The 21,622-nt window shown below is 53.8% G+C and carries 22 protein-coding genes and 1 tRNA gene; 13 read left to right on the top strand and 10 right to left on the bottom strand.

Annotated features, from left to right (window positions below; all coding sequences use genetic code 11):
* Positions 1-2: 2 nt before the first annotated feature.
* From PED39_07680 to PED39_07670, 3 genes are all read left to right on the top strand, one after another.
* Positions 3-1,040, top strand: coding sequence for an NAD(P)/FAD-dependent oxidoreductase (locus tag PED39_07680; GenBank protein ID WII07463.1), 1,038 nt, complete (start codon positions 3-5; stop codon positions 1,038-1,040).
* Between the two features lie 71 nt (positions 1,041-1,111).
* Positions 1,112-1,333, top strand: coding sequence for a YdbC family protein (locus PED39_07675; GenBank protein ID WII07462.1), 222 nt, complete (start codon positions 1,112-1,114; stop codon positions 1,331-1,333).
* Between the two features lie 137 nt (positions 1,334-1,470).
* Positions 1,471-1,650, top strand: coding sequence for a hypothetical protein (locus tag PED39_07670; protein ID WII07461.1), 180 nt, complete (start codon positions 1,471-1,473; stop codon positions 1,648-1,650).
* Positions 1,651-1,675: 25 nt separating this feature from the next.
* Here the strand turns inward: PED39_07670 and PED39_07665 are convergent, their stop codons facing one another.
* The 3 genes from PED39_07665 to PED39_07655 are packed head-to-tail and all read right to left on the bottom strand — an operon-like array spanning position 1,676 to position 2,653.
* A complete protein-coding gene (locus PED39_07665) occupies positions 1,676-1,882 on the bottom strand; it encodes a hypothetical protein (GenBank protein ID WII07460.1) in 207 nt (68 codons plus the stop codon).
* Position 1,883: 1 nt separating this feature from the next.
* Positions 1,884-2,282, bottom strand: a complete 399-nt coding sequence (locus PED39_07660; GenBank protein WII07459.1) for a pyridoxamine 5'-phosphate oxidase family protein — start codon at positions 2,280-2,282, stop codon at positions 1,884-1,886.
* Positions 2,283-2,287: 5 nt separating this feature from the next.
* Positions 2,288-2,653 (bottom strand): PAS domain-containing protein, encoded by a 366-nt coding sequence (locus PED39_07655; GenBank protein WII07458.1) that lies wholly within the window; start codon positions 2,651-2,653, stop codon positions 2,288-2,290.
* A 124-nt stretch (positions 2,654-2,777) separates the two neighbouring features.
* Here PED39_07655 and PED39_07650 point away from each other — a divergent pair, with 124 nt between their 5' ends.
* The 9 genes from PED39_07650 to PED39_07610 all read left to right on the top strand — a co-directional run bounded on the left by PED39_07650 (position 2,778) and on the right by PED39_07610 (position 13,388).
* Positions 2,778-3,713 carry an NAD(P)/FAD-dependent oxidoreductase gene (locus PED39_07650; GenBank protein ID WII07457.1) on the top strand — a complete coding sequence of 312 codons (936 nt, stop codon included), beginning with the start codon at positions 2,778-2,780 and terminating at the stop codon, positions 3,711-3,713.
* A gap of 38 nt (positions 3,714-3,751) precedes the next feature.
* Positions 3,752-4,804 carry a deaminase gene (locus tag PED39_07645; GenBank protein WII07456.1) on the top strand — a complete coding sequence of 351 codons (1,053 nt, stop codon included), beginning with the start codon at positions 3,752-3,754 and terminating at the stop codon, positions 4,802-4,804.
* Position 4,805: 1 nt separating this feature from the next.
* Entirely contained in the window at positions 4,806-5,243 is a 438-nt protein-coding gene (locus tag PED39_07640) for a universal stress protein (GenBank protein WII07455.1), read from the top strand.
* Positions 5,244-6,083, top strand: a complete 840-nt coding sequence (locus PED39_07635) for a CBS domain-containing protein (protein WII07454.1) — start codon at positions 5,244-5,246, stop codon at positions 6,081-6,083. It begins immediately after the preceding gene.
* Between the two features lie 5 nt (positions 6,084-6,088).
* On the top strand, positions 6,089-7,789 hold the full coding sequence (glyS, locus tag PED39_07630) for a glycine--tRNA ligase (GenBank protein ID WII07453.1): 1,701 nt from the start codon (positions 6,089-6,091) through the stop codon (positions 7,787-7,789).
* 156 nt (positions 7,790-7,945) lie between these two features.
* Positions 7,946-9,121 (top strand): CBS domain-containing protein, encoded by a 1,176-nt coding sequence (locus tag PED39_07625; GenBank protein WII07452.1) that lies wholly within the window; start codon positions 7,946-7,948, stop codon positions 9,119-9,121.
* Between the two features lie 78 nt (positions 9,122-9,199).
* A complete protein-coding gene (locus PED39_07620; protein ID WII07451.1) occupies positions 9,200-9,739 on the top strand; it encodes a GNAT family N-acetyltransferase in 540 nt (179 codons plus the stop codon).
* A gap of 60 nt (positions 9,740-9,799) precedes the next feature.
* Positions 9,800-12,409: a valine--tRNA ligase gene (locus PED39_07615; protein ID WII07450.1), complete on the top strand. Its 2,610-nt coding sequence runs from the start codon at positions 9,800-9,802 to the stop codon at positions 12,407-12,409.
* A gap of 34 nt (positions 12,410-12,443) precedes the next feature.
* Positions 12,444-13,388, top strand: a complete 945-nt coding sequence (locus tag PED39_07610) for a DUF1848 domain-containing protein (protein WII07449.1) — start codon at positions 12,444-12,446, stop codon at positions 13,386-13,388.
* Between the two features lie 2 nt (positions 13,389-13,390).
* Here PED39_07610 and PED39_07605 read toward each other — a convergent pair whose 3' ends face one another.
* The 3 genes from PED39_07605 to PED39_07595 form a co-directional block, all read right to left on the bottom strand.
* Positions 13,391-14,020: an endonuclease III gene (locus PED39_07605; GenBank protein ID WII07448.1), complete on the bottom strand. Its 630-nt coding sequence runs from the start codon at positions 14,018-14,020 to the stop codon at positions 13,391-13,393.
* A 35-nt stretch (positions 14,021-14,055) separates the two neighbouring features.
* Positions 14,056-15,468 (bottom strand): DEAD/DEAH box helicase, encoded by a 1,413-nt coding sequence (locus PED39_07600; protein ID WII07447.1) that lies wholly within the window; start codon positions 15,466-15,468, stop codon positions 14,056-14,058.
* A 118-nt stretch (positions 15,469-15,586) separates the two neighbouring features.
* Entirely contained in the window at positions 15,587-17,098 is a 1,512-nt protein-coding gene (locus tag PED39_07595) for a DEAD/DEAH box helicase (protein WII07446.1), read from the bottom strand.
* Positions 17,099-17,205: 107 nt separating this feature from the next.
* On the opposite strand from PED39_07595, the gene PED39_07590 reads away from it, so the two are divergent.
* A tRNA-Gly gene (locus PED39_07590) sits at positions 17,206-17,280 on the top strand.
* Positions 17,281-17,296: 16 nt separating this feature from the next.
* Here PED39_07590 and PED39_07585 read toward each other — a convergent pair.
* From PED39_07585 to PED39_07570, 4 genes are all read right to left on the bottom strand, one after another.
* Positions 17,297-17,548 carry an ACT domain-containing protein gene (locus PED39_07585; protein ID WII07445.1) on the bottom strand — a complete coding sequence of 84 codons (252 nt, stop codon included), beginning with the start codon at positions 17,546-17,548 and terminating at the stop codon, positions 17,297-17,299.
* A gap of 180 nt (positions 17,549-17,728) precedes the next feature.
* Positions 17,729-18,469 carry an amino acid ABC transporter ATP-binding protein gene (locus PED39_07580; GenBank protein ID WII07444.1) on the bottom strand — a complete coding sequence of 247 codons (741 nt, stop codon included), beginning with the start codon at positions 18,467-18,469 and terminating at the stop codon, positions 17,729-17,731.
* Positions 18,456-21,080, bottom strand: a complete 2,625-nt coding sequence (locus tag PED39_07575; GenBank protein ID WII07443.1) for an ABC transporter permease subunit — start codon at positions 21,078-21,080, stop codon at positions 18,456-18,458. The genes PED39_07580 and PED39_07575 overlap by 14 nt, the downstream gene beginning before the upstream one ends.
* Complete coding sequence (locus PED39_07570; protein WII07442.1) at positions 21,025-21,576, bottom strand: transporter substrate-binding domain-containing protein; 552 nt, start codon at positions 21,574-21,576, stop codon at positions 21,025-21,027. Before PED39_07570 ends, PED39_07575 begins: the two co-directional genes overlap by 56 nt.
* Positions 21,577-21,622 lie beyond the last annotated feature (46 nt).

The following is a 21,622-nucleotide window of genomic DNA, read 5'->3' as shown; positions in this document are numbered from 1 at the left end:
TAATGATCGAGTGCAATGTCCTTATCGTTGGGTGCGGTCTGTCTGGTGCTTCTGCCGCATATAGCCTGACGAAGGCAGGCGTGAAGGACGTTGTAGTCATTGAAAGAATGTCGGGTGATGCCTATTCGCATTACCATCGCACATGTGGCGAGGCTGTTAGCGATAGGATGATCGACGCATCAGAGATCCCTAAGGACTGCATCGTCCGTGCTGTCAGCAGGATCAGGCTGATATGCGGAGACACGGTCATCAATGTCCCTGTGAAGGGGAGGATAATCGATCGCAACAGCCTTCTGAGTACATTGAAGGGATTGAGCGACGCATCCTTCGTCAAAGATTCGGTAAAGAGCGTCAGAAAGGACCCCAGGGGCTTCGTGGTTACTTGTGCCGATGGCGAGTATCTGTGCAGATACCTAATAGGCGCTGACGGGGCCTTCTCGGCGGTAAGGAAGGAGCTGTTCGATGTCAGACCTGAGATGTGCTTCCCTATCGTCAACAACCTGGTATCCGGAGACTCTGATACGGAAGACCTGATCTTCGAGGTCTCGGATAAGTATCCGGGCACATACAGATGGGATTTCCCTTCAAAGGATGGTCTCAGATCAAAGGGGTATGCCTTAGGAAACGATGATATCGGAGACTATTCGGAGAGGGGGATCCGTTTCTTCGTCTCCGGGAGCTCCCGCAGGGTCGTAGACGGCAATTGCTGTCTTGTCGGGGACGCAGGCATGCTTGCCAATCCTCTTTGCTTCGGAGGCATCGGCATAGCCCTTTTGACTGGGAAGAAGGCTGCCGAATGCATCTCAAGAGGGGATCTGACGCAATATCAGAGGTGGGTCAACAAGGATGTCATCTTCGACCATCACTACATGGCGGCCCATGAGGAATTCTCACAATGGACAGGCCCACAGATCGTTGACGCTGTGAAGCCACTCTCCAAAGGCTATTCTGTTCTAAGGGGAGCATACGCCATTTTGCGCAGACCGCGCTGGGCCAATGTCTACATGTCCTTATGGATGGCTTTCCGTCACGGTTGGTGAGGGTTTCCTTATTTTGCGCGCGTTCTTTTTATTTTATATAATAATAAATGAATACAGGCTCAGTTGATCTCATGGTAGACTTTAGTTACGAAGTTACGGAGAAAATCGCTGTCCTGTCCGAATCATCCAAGGGCTGGACAAAGGAATTGAATCTGATCAGTTGGAATGGAAGGGAACCCAAGTATGACATCAGGGAATGGTCCCCTGATGGAAGCAAGATGGGAAAGGGCATCACGCTCTCCGACGAGGAGGTCGAGGTGCTCAAGAAAGCCCTTAATTCCAGAGATATCTGAATCTCTGGCCAATAAGCGGGGATAGATCCCCGCAATTTTTTACGATTCTTTTAGAAATTAGTCTAATCGGATAGACATTGATATACGTGGTCGCAGATACATGTGGCATCAAATCTGATGTAAATGATGTGATTCACATGGCATACGGCGGTTACAGAAACGATAGGGAAAGGCCCAAGGAATTCTTCAAGGCCACATGCTCAGATTGCGGACAGGAATGCGAGGTCCCTTTCAAACCAACGGAAGGAAGGCCAGTCTATTGCAGGAACTGCTTCTCCAAGCACAAGCCTGTCGAGCGTGACAGATCCAAGTTCTGAAACCATTCGGGGCTATGCCCCATTTTCATTTCAATTCCTTTGATGCCGTGATCATCATCAGGATGATAAAAGCTGGAAGAGAGATCAGGCAGAGTGCGCAACCTACGATCAGTAAGACAGCGCCGGCCGTATTCATAGAGAGGCCGTACATCAGCACGACTCCGAAGAAGGCCGCGATGATGCCGACTAGCATCATTACCTCTGCCAGAAGTTTGTATTGTCTAGGTTCCATCTCAGGCCACTTTTTCCCCGGCCTTCTTCGAGGCGCTCTCATCCCAGATCTCCAGGACTTTGAACTCCCATACGGCCACGGTTGCCAGGTTGTACCTGTCCATGGCTGCCGACATCCTGTCGAACTCAGGTCCCTCCACCAGCCTTCCAGTGGTGACGGCCTTGAGAGAATAACCGTTCTTTCCCTGCCAAACCAGGACCTCTACGTTGGGATTGGTCTTCAGGTACTCGCACGTCCTGTGCATGAAAACCTCGGCCACCAATATGGTATCGTCTCCTGAGAGTGCAAGGCTGGCACAGACGATCGCATGGGGCTTAGAATCGGGCGACACTGTCGTCAGGACCTTATGCGTGTCCGGGTGTTTGATCATCCTTGCAACGGGTTCGGGTATAGCTACCATAAGATTCACTCCTCGTTTTTCACTGGACGGAGGCATTGGATAACGACCTCCATCTTGCCGTCCTTGTAGAAGGGAACGGTCTTGCATTCGACGGTGGTCCCGGTCGTGGGAATGACCTTCTTCCTGACGGGGTTGGTCGGTTCACCGATGACGATGGTTCCAGCGTCGCAGTCGGCACAGGGGATGGAATTCTTGAAGAGCTCATGGCATTTCATGGTCAGAGCCTTGTCGACCCTGATACCGAAAGCCTGCTCACCAGCATGATTCATCCAAAGGATGTTGTGGTCTGCATCGTGTATCACGATCACTTCATCGATGGTGTCTAGGATGAGGTTCATCAACTTCTCGCTGTAAATCTCGGATCTTTCCATGTTTATCCCCCGTAGTTTTGGTATCGCTCTAGGGATAGATAAACCGCGTGCTTCTGGGAGGGATAAAAAGAGACCGACATCCGACCTACTCCATTTTATACGGTGATTTTTATTAAGCAGGACAATGAGCTATGACGTTGTGATTATCGGCGCAGGACCTGCGGGATTGACAGCAGGCATCTATGCTAGATCTAAGGGCATGGAGACGTTGCTTCTGGATTCCGGCCGTGTCGGTGGACAGCTAGTAAGCCTCTATCCGGAGAAAGGTATCCACAACTACCCTGGTTTCGAGACTATCCAGGCCAGGAAGCTCTCCGATAAGCTGTATGCACAGGCCGAATCGATGGGCTGCGACATCAGGGAGAACGAGAAGGTCGAGGAGATCAACAACGGAGAGGAAGAGCTCATCGTAGTCACTGCCAAGGGAGAGTATCACGCCAAATCCGTGATTATCGCCATCGGAATGGGAAGCTTCAAGCCCAAGAAGATGGGATGTCCGGGAGAGGATGAGCTCTTCGGAAAGGGAGTGACCTACATTCTGCCGGCCAAAGAAGAGCTGGTCGGGAAGAAGATCACCATGTTCGGAGGCGGAAACAGCGCCATCGACATGGCCCTCATCGCAAACAGCGTCGCGGAGACCACGCTCGTGCACCGCAGGGCGGAGTTCAGGGCGGACGAGTCCACCGTGAAGGAGCTCACTCGCAGCGACGTCAAGACGATCATGAGTGCGAACCTCGTGTCCATCAACGGAAAGGATTCCGTCGAGTCGGTGACCCTCGACCAAGAGGGCAAGCAGATGACTATCCCCACGGACATGGTCGTCATCAATATCGGAATATCTGCGGACCTCGACGACCTCAAGAAATGGGGAATCGAGCTTACGGAGGACGGTCTGGTCAAGGTCGGCTTCGACATGTCCACAAACCGCCCTGGCGTATTCGCTTGCGGCGATGTAGTTTCCTACGAGGGCAAGTACAAGCAGATAACGACCGCTTGCGGAGAGGCCACCACTGCAATGATGATGGCCTACAAGTTCGTCAAGAAGCCCTACTGGGCATGAGTCGTTCACATTTTATCCCAATTATGCGATGACCCTTCATGCGCATCGACAGGAACGTTTCCGATTTCATCGCAGGAGGTTTCATCCTGGAGCACGGAACGTTCGAGCCGTGCACCGTGATATGCGAATCAGGTGTGGCGAAGGTTGAGCACACCATTCCCGACAGATGCGATTTCAAAGCATTGTTCATCAAGGACATGGTCAACGTGCACACCCATTGCGGTGATTACGGCCTCGATGTGAAGCCCGGGATGACTCTCGAGGAACTGGTGGCTCCCCCGAACGGTCTGAAGCACAGATATCTGGCCGAACTGACCGATGACGGTCTGAAGGACAACATCTCCAGATTCGACGTAGCGTCGGCATCATACGGTTCCGCCTCGTTCATAGATTTCAGGGAAGGAGGCGTAGAGGGATGCAGGATGCTGCGCGCATGCAGCAAAGACGCAGTAATCCTCGGCAGACCGGTATCGAAGGAATACGATCCGCAGGAGATCCACGATATACTGGAGGTCGCAGACGGAATAGGTCTTCCCAGCATCTCCGACATGCCGATGTCCTACATCGAATCGGTCGCGGACGATGTCCGCAGGGATAGGAAGATATTCTCGATCCATGCGAGCGAAAGGGTCAGGGAAGACATCGATTCGATCCTGTCATTGGATCCCGCGTTCGTCGTCCATATGTGCGAGGCGACCGATGGCGATCTGGCCAAATGCGCTGAGGCGGAGGTGCCCATAGCTGTGTGTCCAACATCGAACGGGTACTTCGGGAAGCAATCCCCGGTGGGAAGGATGATCGATAACGGAGTTGACATAGGGCTCGGAACGGACAACGGGATGCTCTGCGAACCCGATCTCGTCTCGGAGGCATCGAAACTGTCTAAGATCCTCACCATCCAGGGGTACGATCCCAACGAAGCTTGGAAGGCCCTTTCCAACTTCGGGGGCAAGTTATTATATCGCACGAAACAAATGGAGGAAGGAGCACAGAACAGCTATCTTACCGTCATTCCCAGTTGGGAAAACGGAATGTCCGAGGGAGGACCTGAAAGAGCGTTCCGTGCGATAACCAAGAGAGGAGTGGATTGAGATGGCATTCGGCAAGATCCTGGTACCCACAGATGGAAGCGAATACACAAAGCCAGCGATCAAACAGGCTGTTGAGCTGGCCAAGTTGACAGGAGGAGAGATTACAGCATTGTATGTTCTGGACCAGACAGTCCTTACGAACATGCCGATGGACACAGCGGTCATGAACGTCTACAAGACGCTGGAGAAGGAAGGACAGGAGGCAGTGGACTTCGTGCTCAATGAGGCGAAGGAAGCAGGCGTCCCCGTCACAGTGGCCGTCAAGGAAGGAACCCCTGTCAAAGTGATCCTCGAGGAATCTCCGAACTACGACGTAATCGTGATGGGAACTCTGGGAAGGACCGGAATGTCAAAGCTCCTCATGGGAAGCGTGGCAGAGAGGGTCGTTAGAGCCGCATCATGCCCCGTCATGGTCGTAAGAGCCCCGGAGGCTAACTGAATGAGTAAAACGGTAGCAGACATCATGGTGCCCGCACCCATCGTGGTCGAGGTACCCGGAACACGCAGCGATGCCATCAACATGATGGTGAGGAACAAGCTGACCGGTCTTCCGGTCGTCCGCGAGTCGGACGGACAGCTCATGGGAATTGTCTCCAGGAGGGACATCTTCCGCAAGTTCGAGGAGGACCAGCTCTCGCTCATCATGAAGAAGGAGATCACCACGATCACTCCCGACACCAGCATCGAGGAGGCAGCCAGGATATTCTACGAGAGAAGGTTCCACAGGCTCCCCGTCGTCGAGGACGGAAAATTGGTCGGAATCATCACACCCACCGACCTCCTGAAGATCATCAGCGGCATGAAGACCACTCTCACGGCAGAGGATGTCATGAACACCACCTGCGTCACAGCTTACGAAGAGGAGCCTCTGACATACACGATCCCCGCAATGAGGGTCAGCGACGTCACCGCACTTCCTGTGCTCGATGCTCACGGCGTATTGGTCGGAATCATCACGGACCGTGACCTCTTCGATGACCAGATCAAGGATGACGAGGCCCTCAAGGCACTCGGAATCACAGATGAGGACAACCTCGCAGGCTACAGGAACGTCCTGCCGCTGTTCTATGCGGCCACGGACTCCAACCTCCTGGAGGGCAAGCTGGTCAAGGACTTCATGGTCTCCGATCCTCTGACGATATTCAAGAAGACCACTCTCTCAGAGGTGGCGACAGTCATGCTCAACCACGACTTCGGACAGGTACCGGTTCACGGAACCAAGGACGAGCTCGAGGGAATGATCTACGACGTCGATGTACTCAAAGCCCTTCTGAAGTGATTCCCTTGGCAGACAACAGCAGCAACGATCTGATGTCGGTATGCAAGCGCAGGGGATTCATCTGGCCCTCGTTCGAGATGTATGGCGGAGTCGCCGGTATGTATGACTACGGCCCGTTGGGCTGCGCCCTGAAGAACAACATCGTGGAGATGTGGAGGTCCATATACAAGGGAAGGGAAGGTTTCGTCGAGATCGATTCCGAGACCGTCAACCCCAGGGAGGTCTTCAAGGCCTCCGGTCACCTGGACAATTTCGCTGATCTGATCACATACTGTCAGAAATGTCAGGCCCCCTATAGGGCCGATCAGATGGTCAAGGATTTCTACGACAATCCCGACATCCTCACCCCCAAACAGCTGGAGGAGGCGTTCGTGGAGCACAAGATCAAGTGCCCCGCCTGCGGAGGAGAGCTCGGACCCGTCGAGGAGTTCAACCTGATGTTCAGGACGAACATCGGACCCGGGAACGCCCGTGTCGGATACATGAGGCCGGAGACGGCCCAGGGTATATTCGTCAACTACTCCAACCTGTACCGCTACAACAGGGAGAAGCTCCCCATGGGAGTCATCCAGACCGGTAGGAGCTACAGGAACGAGATCGCACCCAGGCAGGGTATGATCCGTATGAGGGAGTTCAACCAGATGGAGGTCGAGCTTTTCGTCGACCCTGAGGACAAGGACTGGACCAGATTCCCCGAGATAGAGAACGGGATGCTGGACCTCATCCCCAACACCACGCTGAAGCTTACGACGATGTCCGTCAAGGATGCCGTGGAGAAGGGCGTGATCGCCAACCGTGTTCTCGCTTACTTCGTGTACACGACAAAGCAGCTCTTGCTGTCCCTGGGAATCGATGAGAAGAGGCTCAGGTTCAGGGAGCACGAGAAGGACGAGATGGCCCACTATGCGGCCGACTGCTGGGATGCAGAGGTCCTTCTCTCCTACGGTTGGACCGAGATCGTCGGTATCGCCGACAGGGGCAACTGGGATCTCTCCAGGCATGCCCAGTTCTCCGGACAGGACCTTTCGCATTTCAAGAAGTACGACGAGCCCAAGGAGATGGAGGTCGAGAAGATCAACCCCAACAGCAAGCTCCTGGGCCCCACGTTCAAAGGCAAGGCCAAGGCAATCTCCGAGGCCATCAGCGCACTCCCGCCCTCTGCCATCCAGGACGGTAAGCTGAAGGTCACGGTGGACGGCGAGGACATCGAGCTCACGAGCGAGTACTTCGAAGTCGTCAAGAGGGTCGAGAAGGTCACTGGCGACAGGGTCATCCCGCACGTCATTGAGCCGTCCCACGGGCTCGACAGGATATTCTACTCCGTCCTGGAGCACGCGTACACCTACGACGAGAAAGAGGACTACGTCGTCCTGAAGCTGGCCCCTGCGGTCGCACCGATCAAGGTCGGAGTCTTCCCCCTCATGGAGAAGGACGGTCTGGACACCGTTGCGAAGCAGATCTACGAGAGCATCCACAGCAGCAGGGTCGAGGCATACTATGACGGATCGGGAACCATCGGAAGGAGATACGCCCGCATGGACGAGGTCGGAACGCCCTGGTGCATAACCGTCGACTACGACTCGTTGCAGGACAATACCGTCACCATAAGGGACAGGGACACCACGGAGCAGAAACGCATCAAGATCGCGGACGCCCCGAGGATCGTCGACGAACTGCTGGCAGGGAAGTCCTTCGACCAGCTCTGATATTTAATGATTCACCGAGATCGATAGATCCTGGTGGATCAAAACCCCCTTTTTTGTTGATTTATCTACATTTTCGTCTATCGTACGATCAGCATCGACCTTCTTTCACCACCCTTTATATTATCGTTAATACGATTCAATATACGAGGTGTAAATATGGGTGTAAAGGACCTAGAAGATCTGAAGAAGCTATCCATGTTGAGATCGCAGATCGACGGCATTTCCGTCGAGAAGATTATGTCCACAGAATTCCCGACCATCGATTCTAACTCCTCCATCGCGAACGCACTGTCCGTGATGAAGGAAACCAAGTACCAGGACCTCCCGGTAGTTGACAACGGAACCTATCTCGGCGTAGTGACATATTCCTCGATCCTCAGGAAGAAGAGCGTGTCTTTGGATGCAAAGGTCAAGAACCTGATACGCAACATCCAGACTGCAACCGTAGAGCTCGAGATAACCAAGCTCGCGGAGATGTTCATAAGCAACAACTGCAGACAGATCCCGATAATGAACGGGAAGAAGATCATCGGAGTGGTTCAGAGGAACAAGATCATCGATATCGTCAGGGACATCAAGGCCCTGAAGGAGATCAAGGTCTGGGAGATCATGACCAACCCGGTCGAGGCCGTCAAGGTCCATGACCTCATGGACGATGCGCTCGACATGATGATCAACGAGGACATCAGAACGCTGCCAGTCATCGATGAGACCGACCGTGTGGTCGGAGTCGTCGGAATGAAGGAGATCATCGACAACAACTGGAAGAAGGACAACAAGACCATCGGGGACCTGGCGAAGAGCTCAAGATCGCAGATCACCGTTGAGTCCATAGCGACCACCAGTGCGAAGACCATCGAGTGGGATTCGGACGTGGCCGAGGCCGTTTCGATAATGGTGGAGAACGGATTCTCCACCCTGCCCGTTGTCGAGAGCAATGCACTGGTCGGTGTGATCACCGAGTACGATGTGCTAGAGTTGATCTCCGCATGCAGGGAGAGGGACATGCTCTTCGTGCAGATCAGCGGTCTGGAGGATGACGAGAAGGATTACACTGACGCCATCTACAAGGACATCGAGGCCATGATCTCGAAGGTCTCCAAGATATACAAGCCGGAGTCCCTCAACATCCACGTCTCGAGGTACAACGAGGTAGGAGGCAACCCCAAGTACAGCATCACCGCCAGGCTCTACGTGAACGGCACTGGTATCATGATGAAGGAAGTGGGATACGACCTCACCAAGACCATGTCGGACCTGATCAAGAAGCTGGAAGCAGCAGTGGTCGACATGAAGGAATCAAAGGTATCCTTCCGCAACAGAAGGAAGTAAAACTATTCAGCCCCCGCAAGGGGGCAACCCCTATTTCTGAACCAAAACGATATATCATCTGTCACACTGGATGGTGTCATGCAGCTCAGCACCCCCCGTCTGATCCTGAGGCCTTGGGTCGTCACCGACGCAGAGGCCCTTTATGAGATGGCAAGGGACCCCTCGATAGGCGAGTTGGCAGGGTGGAAGCCCCACGAATCCATCGAGGAGAGCAGGGAGATCATCAACACTGTTTTCGCGAAGCCTTTGGTATTTGCAGTCGTTCTCCGCAATATGAACAGGCCCATCGGGTGCGTAGGTCTGGACAAGGATCCGAAGATCCTCAGGAAAGGCCCCAAGGACGCCGAGCTGGGCTATTGGATCGGACGCAGCTACTGGAACCACGGCTACGCCACCGAGGCCATCATGGAGGTCCTGCGTCTCGCATTCGAGGATGAGGGAGTTTCGAAGGTGTGGTGTCAATCCCTTGATGACAACGCCCAATCCGCCAGGGTCCAAGAGAAGTGCGGATTCGGTTTCGACCACAGGGGGGTCTTCGAGAATCCGTACGTAGGCGAAGTGGTGACCTGCGTATCCGTACTGTCCAGGAAGGACTGGGCCAAGTCCCGCACCAACTGACCTCAGTCTCACGTGCGCGTATGCTTATATAAGAACAGAGGTTACGCGGAATCGTTAGCCATGGCATACGATTCAGCTTCTATTGAAAAGCATTGGCAGGATGTGTGGAGGGACGACAAGCACTACCGTTTCGATCCCAAATCAGACAAGCCTGTCTTCAGCATCGACTGTCCTCCCAGATACACATCCGGACCGCTCCATCTTGGACACGCGACCGGATACTCCATGATCGACTTCGCAGCACGTTACAAGAGGATGAACGGATTCAACGTGTTCTTCCCTCTCTGTTTCGATGTCAACGGAACCCCGATCGAGGTCAAGGTCGAGAAGAAGCACGGAATCAACAAGCTCGACACTCCTAGACAGGAGTACAGGAGGCTTTGCGAAGAGTTCGCCAACGGCTTCATCGAGCAGATGACTCACGATTATGAGATGCTCGGGGAATCCATGGACCCCAGCATCTACTACCAGACGGACGCCCCTTACTACAGGAGGATCACTCAGCTTTCCTTCGTCAACCTGTTCAAGAGGGGACTCGTCTACAAGGCTAACTTCCCTGTCAACTGGTGCCCCAGCTGTATGACCGCTCTGGCGGATGCTGAGGTCGAGTACAAGGACAACGTGAACAAGCTGAATTACATCAAGTTCTACTTCGCCGACAACAAGGACGAGTACATGCTCATCGCCACTACCAGGCCCGAGCTGCTCTGTACCTGTAAGGCCGTGGCGGTGCACCCCGACGACAAGGAGAAGTCCAAGCTCGTCGGCAAGGAGCTGGTAACGCCTCTGTTCGGCAGGAAGGTCAAGATCATCTCCGACCCCAAGGTCAAGATGGATTACGGAACCGGAAACGTCATGATCTGTACCATCGGAGACAAGGACGATCTCGAATGGACCATGAAGTACAAGTTCGAGATGGAGAAGGGAATCGACGAGCAGGGCAAGATGACCGAGCTCGCCGGCAAGTACTGCGGCATGCCTGTTTTGGAGGCCAGGGAGGCCGCCATTCAGGACCTCAAGGATCAGGGATTCATGGTCAAGCAGGAGGACAACCCGCAGCAGGTCTCCATCTGTTGGAGATGTCACACACCCATCGAGTTCCTGCAGGTCCCCCAGTGGTTCCTGAAGACCACGGATTTCAAGGAGCAGGTCCTCAAGAGGGCGGACGAGATCAACTGGTTCCCCGAGTTCATGAAGGTCAGGCTCCAGGACTGGACCAACTCCCTCAGCTGGGATTGGGTCCTAAGCAGGCAGCGTGTGTTCGCCACGCCCATCCCCGTTTGGGAGTGCGAGAAGTGCGGCCATGCCGTATGCGCTACAGAGGAGATGTGCTACTGCGACCCCACACTGGATGATGCCCCTGTGGACAAGTGTCCCGAGTGCGGCGGAAAGATGATCGGATGCACCGATGTGTTCGACACATGGATGGACTCTTCCGGATCATCCCTGTACAACACATTCTGGGGAAGGGACGAGGAGCTGCACAAGAAGCTGTTCCCCATGAGCCTCAGGCCCCAGTCTCACGATATCATCAGGACATGGGCATTCTATTCCATACTCAGGGCAGACCAGATCGAGAACTCGATCCCCTGGGAGAACATCATGATCCACGGATTCATCATGGCTCCAGACGGAACCCCGATGCACTCATCGATCGGAAACGTCATCGACCCCATACCGATCCTCGAGAAGTACGGAGCAGATGCTCTGAGGTACTACGTCACCACATGCTCCCTCGGAATGGACACGGCCTTCAGGGAGAAGGATGTGATCCGCGGAAGCAAGATATGCAACAAGGTCTACAACATCGGCCAGTTCGCATCCAAGTTCATCCACGACGTGCCGGAGAAGTGCGATTCGCTTAGGCTCTCGGACAGGTGGATCATCAGCAAGTACTCCAAGACCGTGAAGGAGGTCACCGACTCCATGGAGGTCTACGAGTTCGACAAGGCCATGAGGGTCCTCGAGGACTTCATCTGGCATGAGCTGGCTGACAACTACATCGAGATGGTCAAGGGAAGGGACGACGACGCTGTCAGGTACACCATCTACAATGTCCTGCTAGGAAGCATGAAGCTCCTGGCCCCTATGATGCCCTTCATCTCGGAGGAGGTCTACCAGTCGCACCTCAGGCAGATCGACGGCGGAAAGTCAATCCACCTGACCTGCTGGCCCAAATCCATCTTCATCGACGAGCAGGCCGAGGCGGACGGAGAGAAGCTGGCCGAGGTCATCGCCCAGATCCGTGCATGGAAGGGAGAGAAGAAGATCCCGCTCAACCAGGAGCTCGCGATGGTGGAGTTCGTCGGAAAGGACCTGAAGTTCCTCGAGAGCTCAGTCCAGGACTTGAAGGACACCACCAAGGCCAAGGATGTCAAGGTCGAGGCCGAGGCGAAGCTGTCCGAGGAGGTCATCGCTGTGAAGCCTGTGCACGCCAAGCTCGGTCCCGCATACAAGGGACAGGCCAAAGCGATCGTGTCCGCAGTCGCGGCGATGGATGTCAAGGATGCAGCTGCAAGGCTCGAGTCCGGCGCATTGGAGATCGAGGCGGACGGAGAGACTCTCACCGTTCCGGCCGAGTTCTTCCAGCTGGAGAAGGCCCTCATGCTGGAAGGAAAGTCCGTCGAGACCATCCAGATCGGCGACGTGCTCGTTCTCATCGAGCAGTGAAACATTTCAGCCGGGGGACACCCCGGCATATTCTATGATAATCAACACCGGCGGAAGGACTGACATCGTCCAGTACTTCACCCCTTGGCTCCTGAAGAGGTTCGAGGAAGGATATGTTCTGTCCAGGAACCCAAGGTTCCCGGATACGGTAAACCGTTACGAGCTAACTCCTGAAAAGGTGGACTGCGTGGTGTTCTGCTCCAAGAACTATGAACCCATCCTTGACGATCTCCATAAGATAACCGACCGCTTCAACACCTACTTCTTCTACACCATAACCGCCTACGGCAAGGACGTGGAGCCGGGAGTACCTTCGATAGAGGACAGCATCCGTACGCTGAAGCGTCTATCGGAACAGGTAGGGAGGAAGAGGGTGGTGTGGAGATACGATCCCGTTCTTCTCACAGAGAAGTACACCATCGAGAGGCATCTGGAGACATTCGGACAGTTGGCAAAGGAATTATCTCCATACGTCAGCAAATGCATCTTCAGCTTCGTACAGTATTACGACAAGGTCCCGTTCAACATGCCCGAGCTAATCCCATTCAGAGGGGATGACAGAGAGCGTATAGCAGAGGGCCTGGGCCGGATAGCTGAGCAGAACGATCTCCCGATACAGGCATGCCTGTGCGAACTCGATCTTAGCCGCTTCGGAGTAAGTCAGAAGGCCTGCATGACCTTGGACGAGATGGGAGAGGCCAATGGAGTGGAGTTCCGTAACATCCCTCATAAGGGCATGAGGAAGGGATGCCATTGCATCGAGAGCAGGGACATAGGCTGGTACGACACCTGTCTGAACGGATGCAAGTATTGCTATGCCAACAAGGATCCCAAGAGAGCATCAGACAATTACAAGGATCATGACGTGGATTCGCCGTTGCTCTTAGGGCATCTAAAGGAGAGCGACAAGGTGCAGGACGGGAATCAGGATTCCTTCTTGAAGAAGAGGCCGAATCTCATAAGCTTGGACGATTTCTGAGGTCAGCAGTTCTCGCACAGGTCAGATACCGGGCAGTTGCCGCAGTCAGGATTCTTCGGACGGCAGCATGTTCTTCCTAACACTATGAATGCGATGTCCAGATCATCCCATCTATCTTGAGGGACGGTCTCCATGATGGCCTTCTGAGTGTCCTCCGGTTTCTTCGAATCGGAGATCCCCAGCCTTTGGGAGACACGGTTGATATGGGTGTCGACGATTACGGAAGGCTTGTTGTAAGCATATCTCATGACGCATGCAGCGGTCTTCTTGCCGACACCGGGAAGGCTCATCAGATCCTCAGCGTTGTCGGGAACATCGCCATCGAATTCCTCGACGATGGCCTTAGTGACAGCCTTTATGCATCTGGTCTTCTGCCTGTAGTATCCGGAGCTGAACACCAGCTCTTCGATCCTCTCGGGAGATGCGTCATAGACCTCCTGAGGGCCGGGACATACAGCGAACAGCTTCTGTGAAGCCAGCCTGCTGTTGCGCTCGGTAGTCTGCTGCGACAATATGGTCGATATGAGGATCTGGTAAGGGGTGGATCCCTCATAGCCGATTCCCTCGAAATCCTTCAGTTCGAAATGGTCGAGGATGGTATCGATGGCCTTCACGGCTTCTTCAGAATTCATGGAAAATCCGGTGCCGGAGCACCGGTAAATGATATTCAGTCCTGGATGACGCGGACGGTGATCTTCTTGGACTTGTACTTGGCCTTTGTTAGGTCCATAGTCATCCTGTTACCGAAATCCTTGTGGACCTCGACGATGGACGACTCGTCACCGAGCTCGATCTTTCCGATGGAGACGTCTCTGATCCTGGCGTTGCGGATGATGAAGTCTGCAAGGCTGACCTTCTTGAAACCGTCCTTCTTTCCGAGGTTTATCTCGAACTTGCACATTCCGAACACATCGGAAATCTGGTCGTAATCCACGACCTTCCTGATGGTGTCCTTGGTGCCTTCCTCGGCCTCGGGAACATCCCTCTTCTGGATGTCCATTCCGGTACGCATCTCGAACTCCTTTACCAGGTGCTGCTCCTCGGATGTGACGAAGGATACCGCTGTACCCTCCTTTCCAGCCCTTCCAGTCCTTCCGATGCGGTGGATGTAGGTGTCGATGTCATCGGGCATGTCGTAGTTGATCACGTATGTGATGTCATCGATGTCCAGTCCCCTTGCCGCAACATCAGTTGCGATGAGGACGTCCACTCCGTCTCCCTTGAAGTCCTTCAGGACCCTCTCCCTCTTGAACTGGGGCATGTCTCCGTGGATCGCCTCGATCTTGTAGTCGAGCTCCTTGAGCCTCTCCTCCAGCACGTCGACCATCTTCTTGGTCTGACAGAAGATGAGAGCCTTGGGATGGTCGATATCCAGGATCCTGCAGAGAGCCCAGGACTTGTTCCTCCTTCCTACGGAGATGTAATACTGCTTGATGTTGTCGAGAACGACCTCGTCCTGAGAGACGGAGATCTCCTTGGGCATGTTCATGTAGTCGTAGGCGAGCTGCTTGACATTCTCCTGCATAGTAGCGGAGAAGAGCAGCGTGTGCCTCTTGGATGGCATGGCCTTGAGGATGTACTCGATGTCATCGATGAATCCCATGTCCAGCATCCTGTCCGCCTCGTCGAGGACCATTGTGGTGATCTCGGTGAGGTTGAGGACTCCCCTGTTGACCATGTCCCTTACACGTCCGGGGGTTCCGGCGACGATGTCGCAGCCCTGTTGGAGTTTCTTGATCTGTCCCTCGATGCTTGCTCCACCGTAGATGGGGAGTGTCACATGGTTCGTGAATTTGGACAGCTTGGTCAGTTCCTCAGCGACTTGGTTGGCCAGTTCCCTGGTGGGGACGAGGATGATAGCTGAGGGCACCTGCTTCTGCGCAGGTATTGTACCTAATACGATTGAACCGTAGGCACCGGTCTTTCCGGTTCCGGTCTGGGCCTGGGCGAACATGTCGAATCCTTCGAGACCCATCGGCACCGCGCTCACTTGGATAGGTGTGGGTTCGGACCATCCCATTGCGTCCATTGCCTTCGCGATATCTTCCGGTATGCCTATTTCTGTGAAATTTGAGATCATTTGAATCACTGATCTGAAACAACTGCCTGTGACTGACACAGACAACCTTTCTTTTCTGATTGGCGCATCTATTTATAATATTTAAATAAAAGGAGGAATCGGAGCTGAAATGCCCCATTCACTTCTTCTTGGCGAGCTTGTCCTTGCATCTCTCCTTCTGGGGAGCGTAGCCCGCCTTGACCTTCTTTCCGTCCAGCCTCGAGGAGTTGACAGCTCTGATGACATCATCGGCACGGGATGCGTCGACTTCGACGAAGGAGGCCTTGGTGGAGATGCCGATACGGCCTACCATATCCTCAGGGATGCCCGCCACACCGGTTATGAACGATACCAGTTCCGTACGGTTGATATCGGCGCTCTTACCGACATTCAGGGAGAGGACTACCATATCGGCTTTGATGGTGACATCCTTCTTGATGGTGGCATCGATCTTCTTCTTGTGGGAGACTGCAGGCTGTTCCCTGATGACCTCGTCGGCATGGAGGGCCTTGAGCTCAGGGTTGTCTATCCTCAGGTGCGGGATCTGCTTTCTGGTGACCCTCTCCACCTTCTTGCCCATGAATTCCTCGTATGCGGGGATCCTGCGGTCCTCCTTGTTAGAGATGAACGTTATCGACACTCCGGTCCTGCCTGCGCGTCCGGCACGTCCGATGCGATGGGTGTATGTCTCCGGATCTATTGGCGCGTCGTAGTTGACGACGCATTCGATATCATCGATGTCCAATCCTCTGGCTGCGACATCCGTGGCCACCAGTACCTTCATCCTGTTGTTCTTGAAGCCCTTGATGGTCTTCTCCCTTCTGAGCTGAGGCATGTCGCCGTGGATGGCTCCGATCTTCATCCCTTCCTTGCTGAATCCTTCGTAGAGGTCATCGACCATGATCTTGGTGGAGCAGAACACGAGGATCTTGGGATCGCCGTTGGCCATTATGTCCCTGAGGATGTCGATCTTCTTGTTGCGGGGCGTCTCGATGTAGTACTGCTTCACCAGGTCGGTGACGATCGCATCGCGGGATACCGATATCTCCAGCGGTTCTCTCATGGAGTTGCTGGCGATCTCACGGATCTCGTCATCCAAAGTGGCTGAGAACATGAGCGTCTGTCTGGAGGACGGGGTGAGTGAGATTATGTTCTCGATATCCTCTCTGAATCCCATGTCCAGCATCCTGTCCGCCTCATCAAGGACGAGCTCCTTGATGCTGGTGAGGTCCAGTATCTCTTTTCCGTGAAGATCGAGTATCCTTCCGGGAGTGCCGACGACAACGTCGCATCCGTTCTCGAGGACATCTATCTGCTTTCCGTAGGATGCCCCTCCGTAGATCGCAGTGACGACATGTCCGGTGTAGCGTGAGATGTTCTTCATCTCCTTGGATACCTGGTCTGCCAGCTCCCTTGTGGGTGCCAATACGATCGTGGAGGGCTTCTCGTATTTGGCCTTGGTACGGCCGAGCGTGATGAGTGCATAAGCACCGGTCTTCCCGGTTCCCGTCTGGGCCTCACCGAAGAGATCCCTGCCCATGAGGCCTTCAGGGACCGAACTGCTCTGTATCGGAGTAGGGGTCGTCCAACCCATCTCCGCAACAGCCTTGCATAGCTTCTTGTTCAGTCCAAGATCCTCGAAACCGGTCATGATAGAACATTCTCCACGTTATCTTGGCCTATGCAACGGGCTTTATAAACATGTGGATTAGGCATACCAATAAGGTTTAAATGGAATCATACAATCAGTGGCTTGCTGCGATGGTGAGCTAGCGGTTAGACTCCTACCTTGCCAAGGTAGGTACTCGGGTTCGATTCCCGGCCATCGCACCACTTTTCCATTCTTCACTCAGAGAACCTGATATCCATTGTCCCTCAATGCGGTCAGCGCGCTCTCCAGGTCCTTTTCCTTGACCAGTATGTAATCCGTGTCAAAGGTAGAGATGGCGAAGATACCGATGTTCTCGCCAGCAAGAATCCCGGTAATCTTGGAGAGTACCCCGACCATGGAGAAATCCAATGTCCCCTCGATCCTGAACGCTCTCCAGCCTTTCTCTTCGTTGAGGATATCGGCAGGCACGTTCTCGGTCAGACAGACCAAGGACAGTTCGTTGTCGGTCCTGCTTAGGAAGAACGGTTTGCTGCAAAGCTCTGTCTACTTCAGAGAATCGATCTTGCAGACGGACAGATGCCACGGGAGCACTTCCAGTTTCATGATCTGAGAATCTGCGAGATAGAGAAAAAAGGTATGGTCCAGCCCGGAGGCCGGACCATTTGTGTTTCAGAGCAGGTGCGCGAGGAATTCCTTGACCTGCGGGTTCTCGTGTCCACCGAAGAACTTCTGGGGTGAGCAGTCCGCCTCAACGACACCGTTGTGGAAGAGCATCACACGGTTGGCGACCTCTTTGGCGAAACCCATCTCGTGGGTGACGACAATCATCGTCATACCGCTCTCTGCAAGCTCTCTGATGATCCTCATGACCTCTCCGACCATCATAGGGTCCAGAGCAGAGGTGGGCTCATCGAACAGCATGATGTCGGGGTTCATGGCGAGCGCGCGAGCTATAGCGACACGCTGCTGCTGTCCTCCGGACAGTTTCAGGGGATACTCGTTGGCCTTGTCTGCCAATCCGACCCTGGCTAGCAGTTCGTCAGCCCTGGCAGACGCCTCAGCTTGAGACATGACCTTAAGCTTGACGGGCGCCAGCATGATATTCTCCTTCACTGTCTTGTTCGGGAACAGATTGAACGATTGGAACACCATTCCGATCTTCTCTCTGAGCTTGTTCACATCCGTGGATTTGTCAAGGGTGTTCTTTCCCTCGAACAGAATCTCTCCGGATGTGGGTGTCTCCAGGCGGTTGAGGCATCTGAGGAATGTGGATTTACCGCATCCAGACAGACCGACGACCGCAACCACCTCTCCCTTCCTGACTTCGGTGGTAATTCCCTTCAGCACTTCGAGGTCCCCGAAGTACTTGTGCAGGTCCTTGACTTCCAACAACACTTCATCTGTAGGCATCGTTCAACCTCCTTTCCAATAATCCGACAAGGTACTGCAGTATCAGGACAATCACCAGATAGATCAGCGCGACACCGATGAGCGGTACGAACGCGCTGTAGGTCTGTGACCTGATAAGCATCGCTGCCTTGGTGACATCCACGATTCCGATGTAACCGGCGATTGAGGTTTCCTTGAGCAGCGAGATTCCCTCGTTACACAGTGCAGGCAGGATGTTCCTGATGGCCTGCGGGAGTATGACCGTGAACATGGCCATGTTGAAGTTCATTCCGAGACTCTCAGCGGCTTCAAGCTGTCCCTTGGGAACCGCATTGATTCCGGCACGGACGATCTCGGCCACGTACGCTCCTGAGTTGATACCGAATGCTATACCTGCGATTATGATCGAATTCAGTCCGGATGAGGCGAATACGATGAAGTAGATGATCAGCAGCTGCACAAGCAGAGGAGTACCGCGTATGATTGTGATGTACACCTTAACAATGGCATTCAGGATCTTGAAGTTGCCACGCAGATCATGGAACGACCTCACGATGGCGCTCAGGATACCGATCAGCAGACCGAGGGCCAATCCGATGATGGTGATGTACACCGTGTTCTGGAGACCCATTATGATGAGCTGGTAACGGTCCTTTTCGACGAAGTTCTTTATGATCTCGTCCCAGAACGACTCCAGCCATCCTTTGCCTTCAGTACCGCTTCCTGGGTCCTCAGCTGTGTAGTGGTCGATGACCTGTATCGCAGCGAGTGCCTCAGGGTGGGCGGAGAAGTATCCTACGACCTCAGGATCGTAGCTGATGCTTCCGTAGTATGCGAAGATGTCGTCGATGACTCCCGTGTCCTTGAGGTAGATCATGGCGGTGTTGATGTACTCGAGGAGTCTGGTGTCCGCCTTGTTGAATACGAATGCGTATTCCTCAGCCTCAGCTCCGGGGAGCGCGACCTCGAGGATGAACAGTTCGTCCGGGTGAGCCTCTACGTACGATACCGCAACGAGGTCGTCCAATATGGCATAAGCATCGTGACCAGACAGGACACTCTGCACGACCTCTGTGTACGTGTTGTAGGGGTGGACGTAGGAATCGCCGAAATCATCCGCCGCCAGATAGTAACCGGTGGTACCGGATTCGACGGCTATGGTGACGTTCTTCAAATCCTCCCACGATGTGGCTGTCGCCAGGGGGCTGTCCTTCAGCATCAGTACCTTCTGGTAAGCGACAGCATAGGTCTCGGAGAAGTTGATCATCTCCTTCCTTTCCTCGGTCACGGTGAATCCAGAGGCACCGACGTTGAATTTCTTCGACTCTATCGCATTGATGATGGAGTCGAACTCCATGTAGTTGAAGTTCACATCGAAGTCCAGGGTTTTTCCAAGGGCCTTCCAGATATCCATGTCGATTCCTTCGAAGCTACTGGATACCATGTAGTCATAGGGAGGGAAATCGGGATTGGTAGCTACTTGAACGGTCTCCTTCATCTGTCCGGGGACGTAATGGACGAGAACCTCCAGTTTCTTGAGAGCCTCAGGGTGGGCGGAGAAGTACCCCTCTACCTCAGGATCGTAACTGATGCTCGCGTAGTAAGCATAAATGTCGTCGATGATGCCCTTCTCTTCAAGGTACGTCATCGCCTTGTTCGTGTAACCAAGGAGTTCGGTGTTCGACTTGTTGAATACGAAGGCGTACTGTTCCTCTTCGGCTCCGGGGAGCTCAACATCGAGGATCATAAGTTCGTCCGGGTGAGCCTCTACGTATGATATGGCGACGAGGTCATCCAGTACAGCGAATGCCGAGTATTTCGTCAGGACGCTCTCGATGACATCGGTGTATGTGTTGTACGGGTAGACATAGCTGTCTCCGAAAACATCAGCGGCCAGATAGTATCCGGTGGTTCCGGATTCGACCGCAACAAGGACATTCTGGAGCTCCTCCCACGATGTGGCTGTGGCCAGAGGGCTGTCCTTCAACATCAGGACGTTCTGGTGGGCTACCGCGTAGGTGTTGGAGAAGTTGATCATCTCCTTTCTCTCGTCGGTCACGGTGAATCCTGAAGCTCCGACCTCGTACCTTCCAGTCTGGATGGCGTTGATGATGGAATCGAACTCCATGAAGTTGAAGTTGATATTACAGTCAAGCACATATCCGATCGCCTTCCAGATATCCATATCGATTCCCTCGTAGTCACCGGATACGGTGTAGTCGTAGGGAGGGAAATCAGGGTTGGTTGCGACCTGGATTGTGTATTTGTCGGTCGGTTGGTACTTGACCACGACATCGATCTCTGCCAGTTTCTCAGGGTGTGCAGAGAAGTAACCCACCTGCTCGGGGTCGTAGTTGATGCTCGCGTAGTATGCGAAGATATCATCGATGACGCCCATTCCCTGAAGGTACTCCATCGCCCTGTTTGTGTATTGGAGCATCTGGACATTCTGCTTGTTGATCGTGAATGCATATTCCTCTATCTCATCACCAGGGATCGAGACATCGAGGATCTTCAGTGTTCCGTATTTGTCGGCGAAGGATTCGGCCACAAGGTCATCCAGTACAGCGAATTGGTCATATCCGGAGACCAGGCCCTGTATGACACGTGTATGTGTTGTACGGGGTGACATTCTCTTCTCCGAAAACATCGGCAGCCAAGTAGTATCCGGTGGTTCCGGACTCAACGGCCACAGATTTGTTCATGAGTTCGTCGGCGGTCTTGGCATTGGCGAGTGGACCGTCCTTGAGGACGAGAGCCACCTGGTGGGCCGTGGAGTATGTCGTGGAGAAGTTAATCTGTTCCTTCCTCTCCTCGGTCACGGTGAATCCAGAAGCGCCAACGTCGAACCTTCCGGCCTCGATCGCATTGATGATGGAATCGAAGTCCATGACATTGAAGTTGACGTTGCAGTCCAGTGCCTGCGCGATCGCCTTCCAGATATCCATATCGATTCCCTCGTATTCTTCCGACACCAGGTATTCATATGGTGCGAAATCGGGGTTCGTGACCACTTCGATGGTGTACCTCTGGTCTGCATCGTCCTCCTGGGCGATAGCTGTCAGTCCGAACAATACGACCAATGTGAGCAATACAGCCACGAATTTGATCTTCTGATTCGTATTCAAGTTATCTCAACCTAATCCATTAAGGCGGATTGAATGACTGGCAGAA

The organism is Methanomassiliicoccales archaeon LGM-RCC1 (genome assembly GCA_030168575.1).
Lineage (GTDB): Archaea > Thermoplasmatota > Thermoplasmata > Methanomassiliicoccales > Methanomethylophilaceae > Methanoprimaticola.
This window is presented reverse-complemented; position numbering and strand designations above follow the sequence as displayed.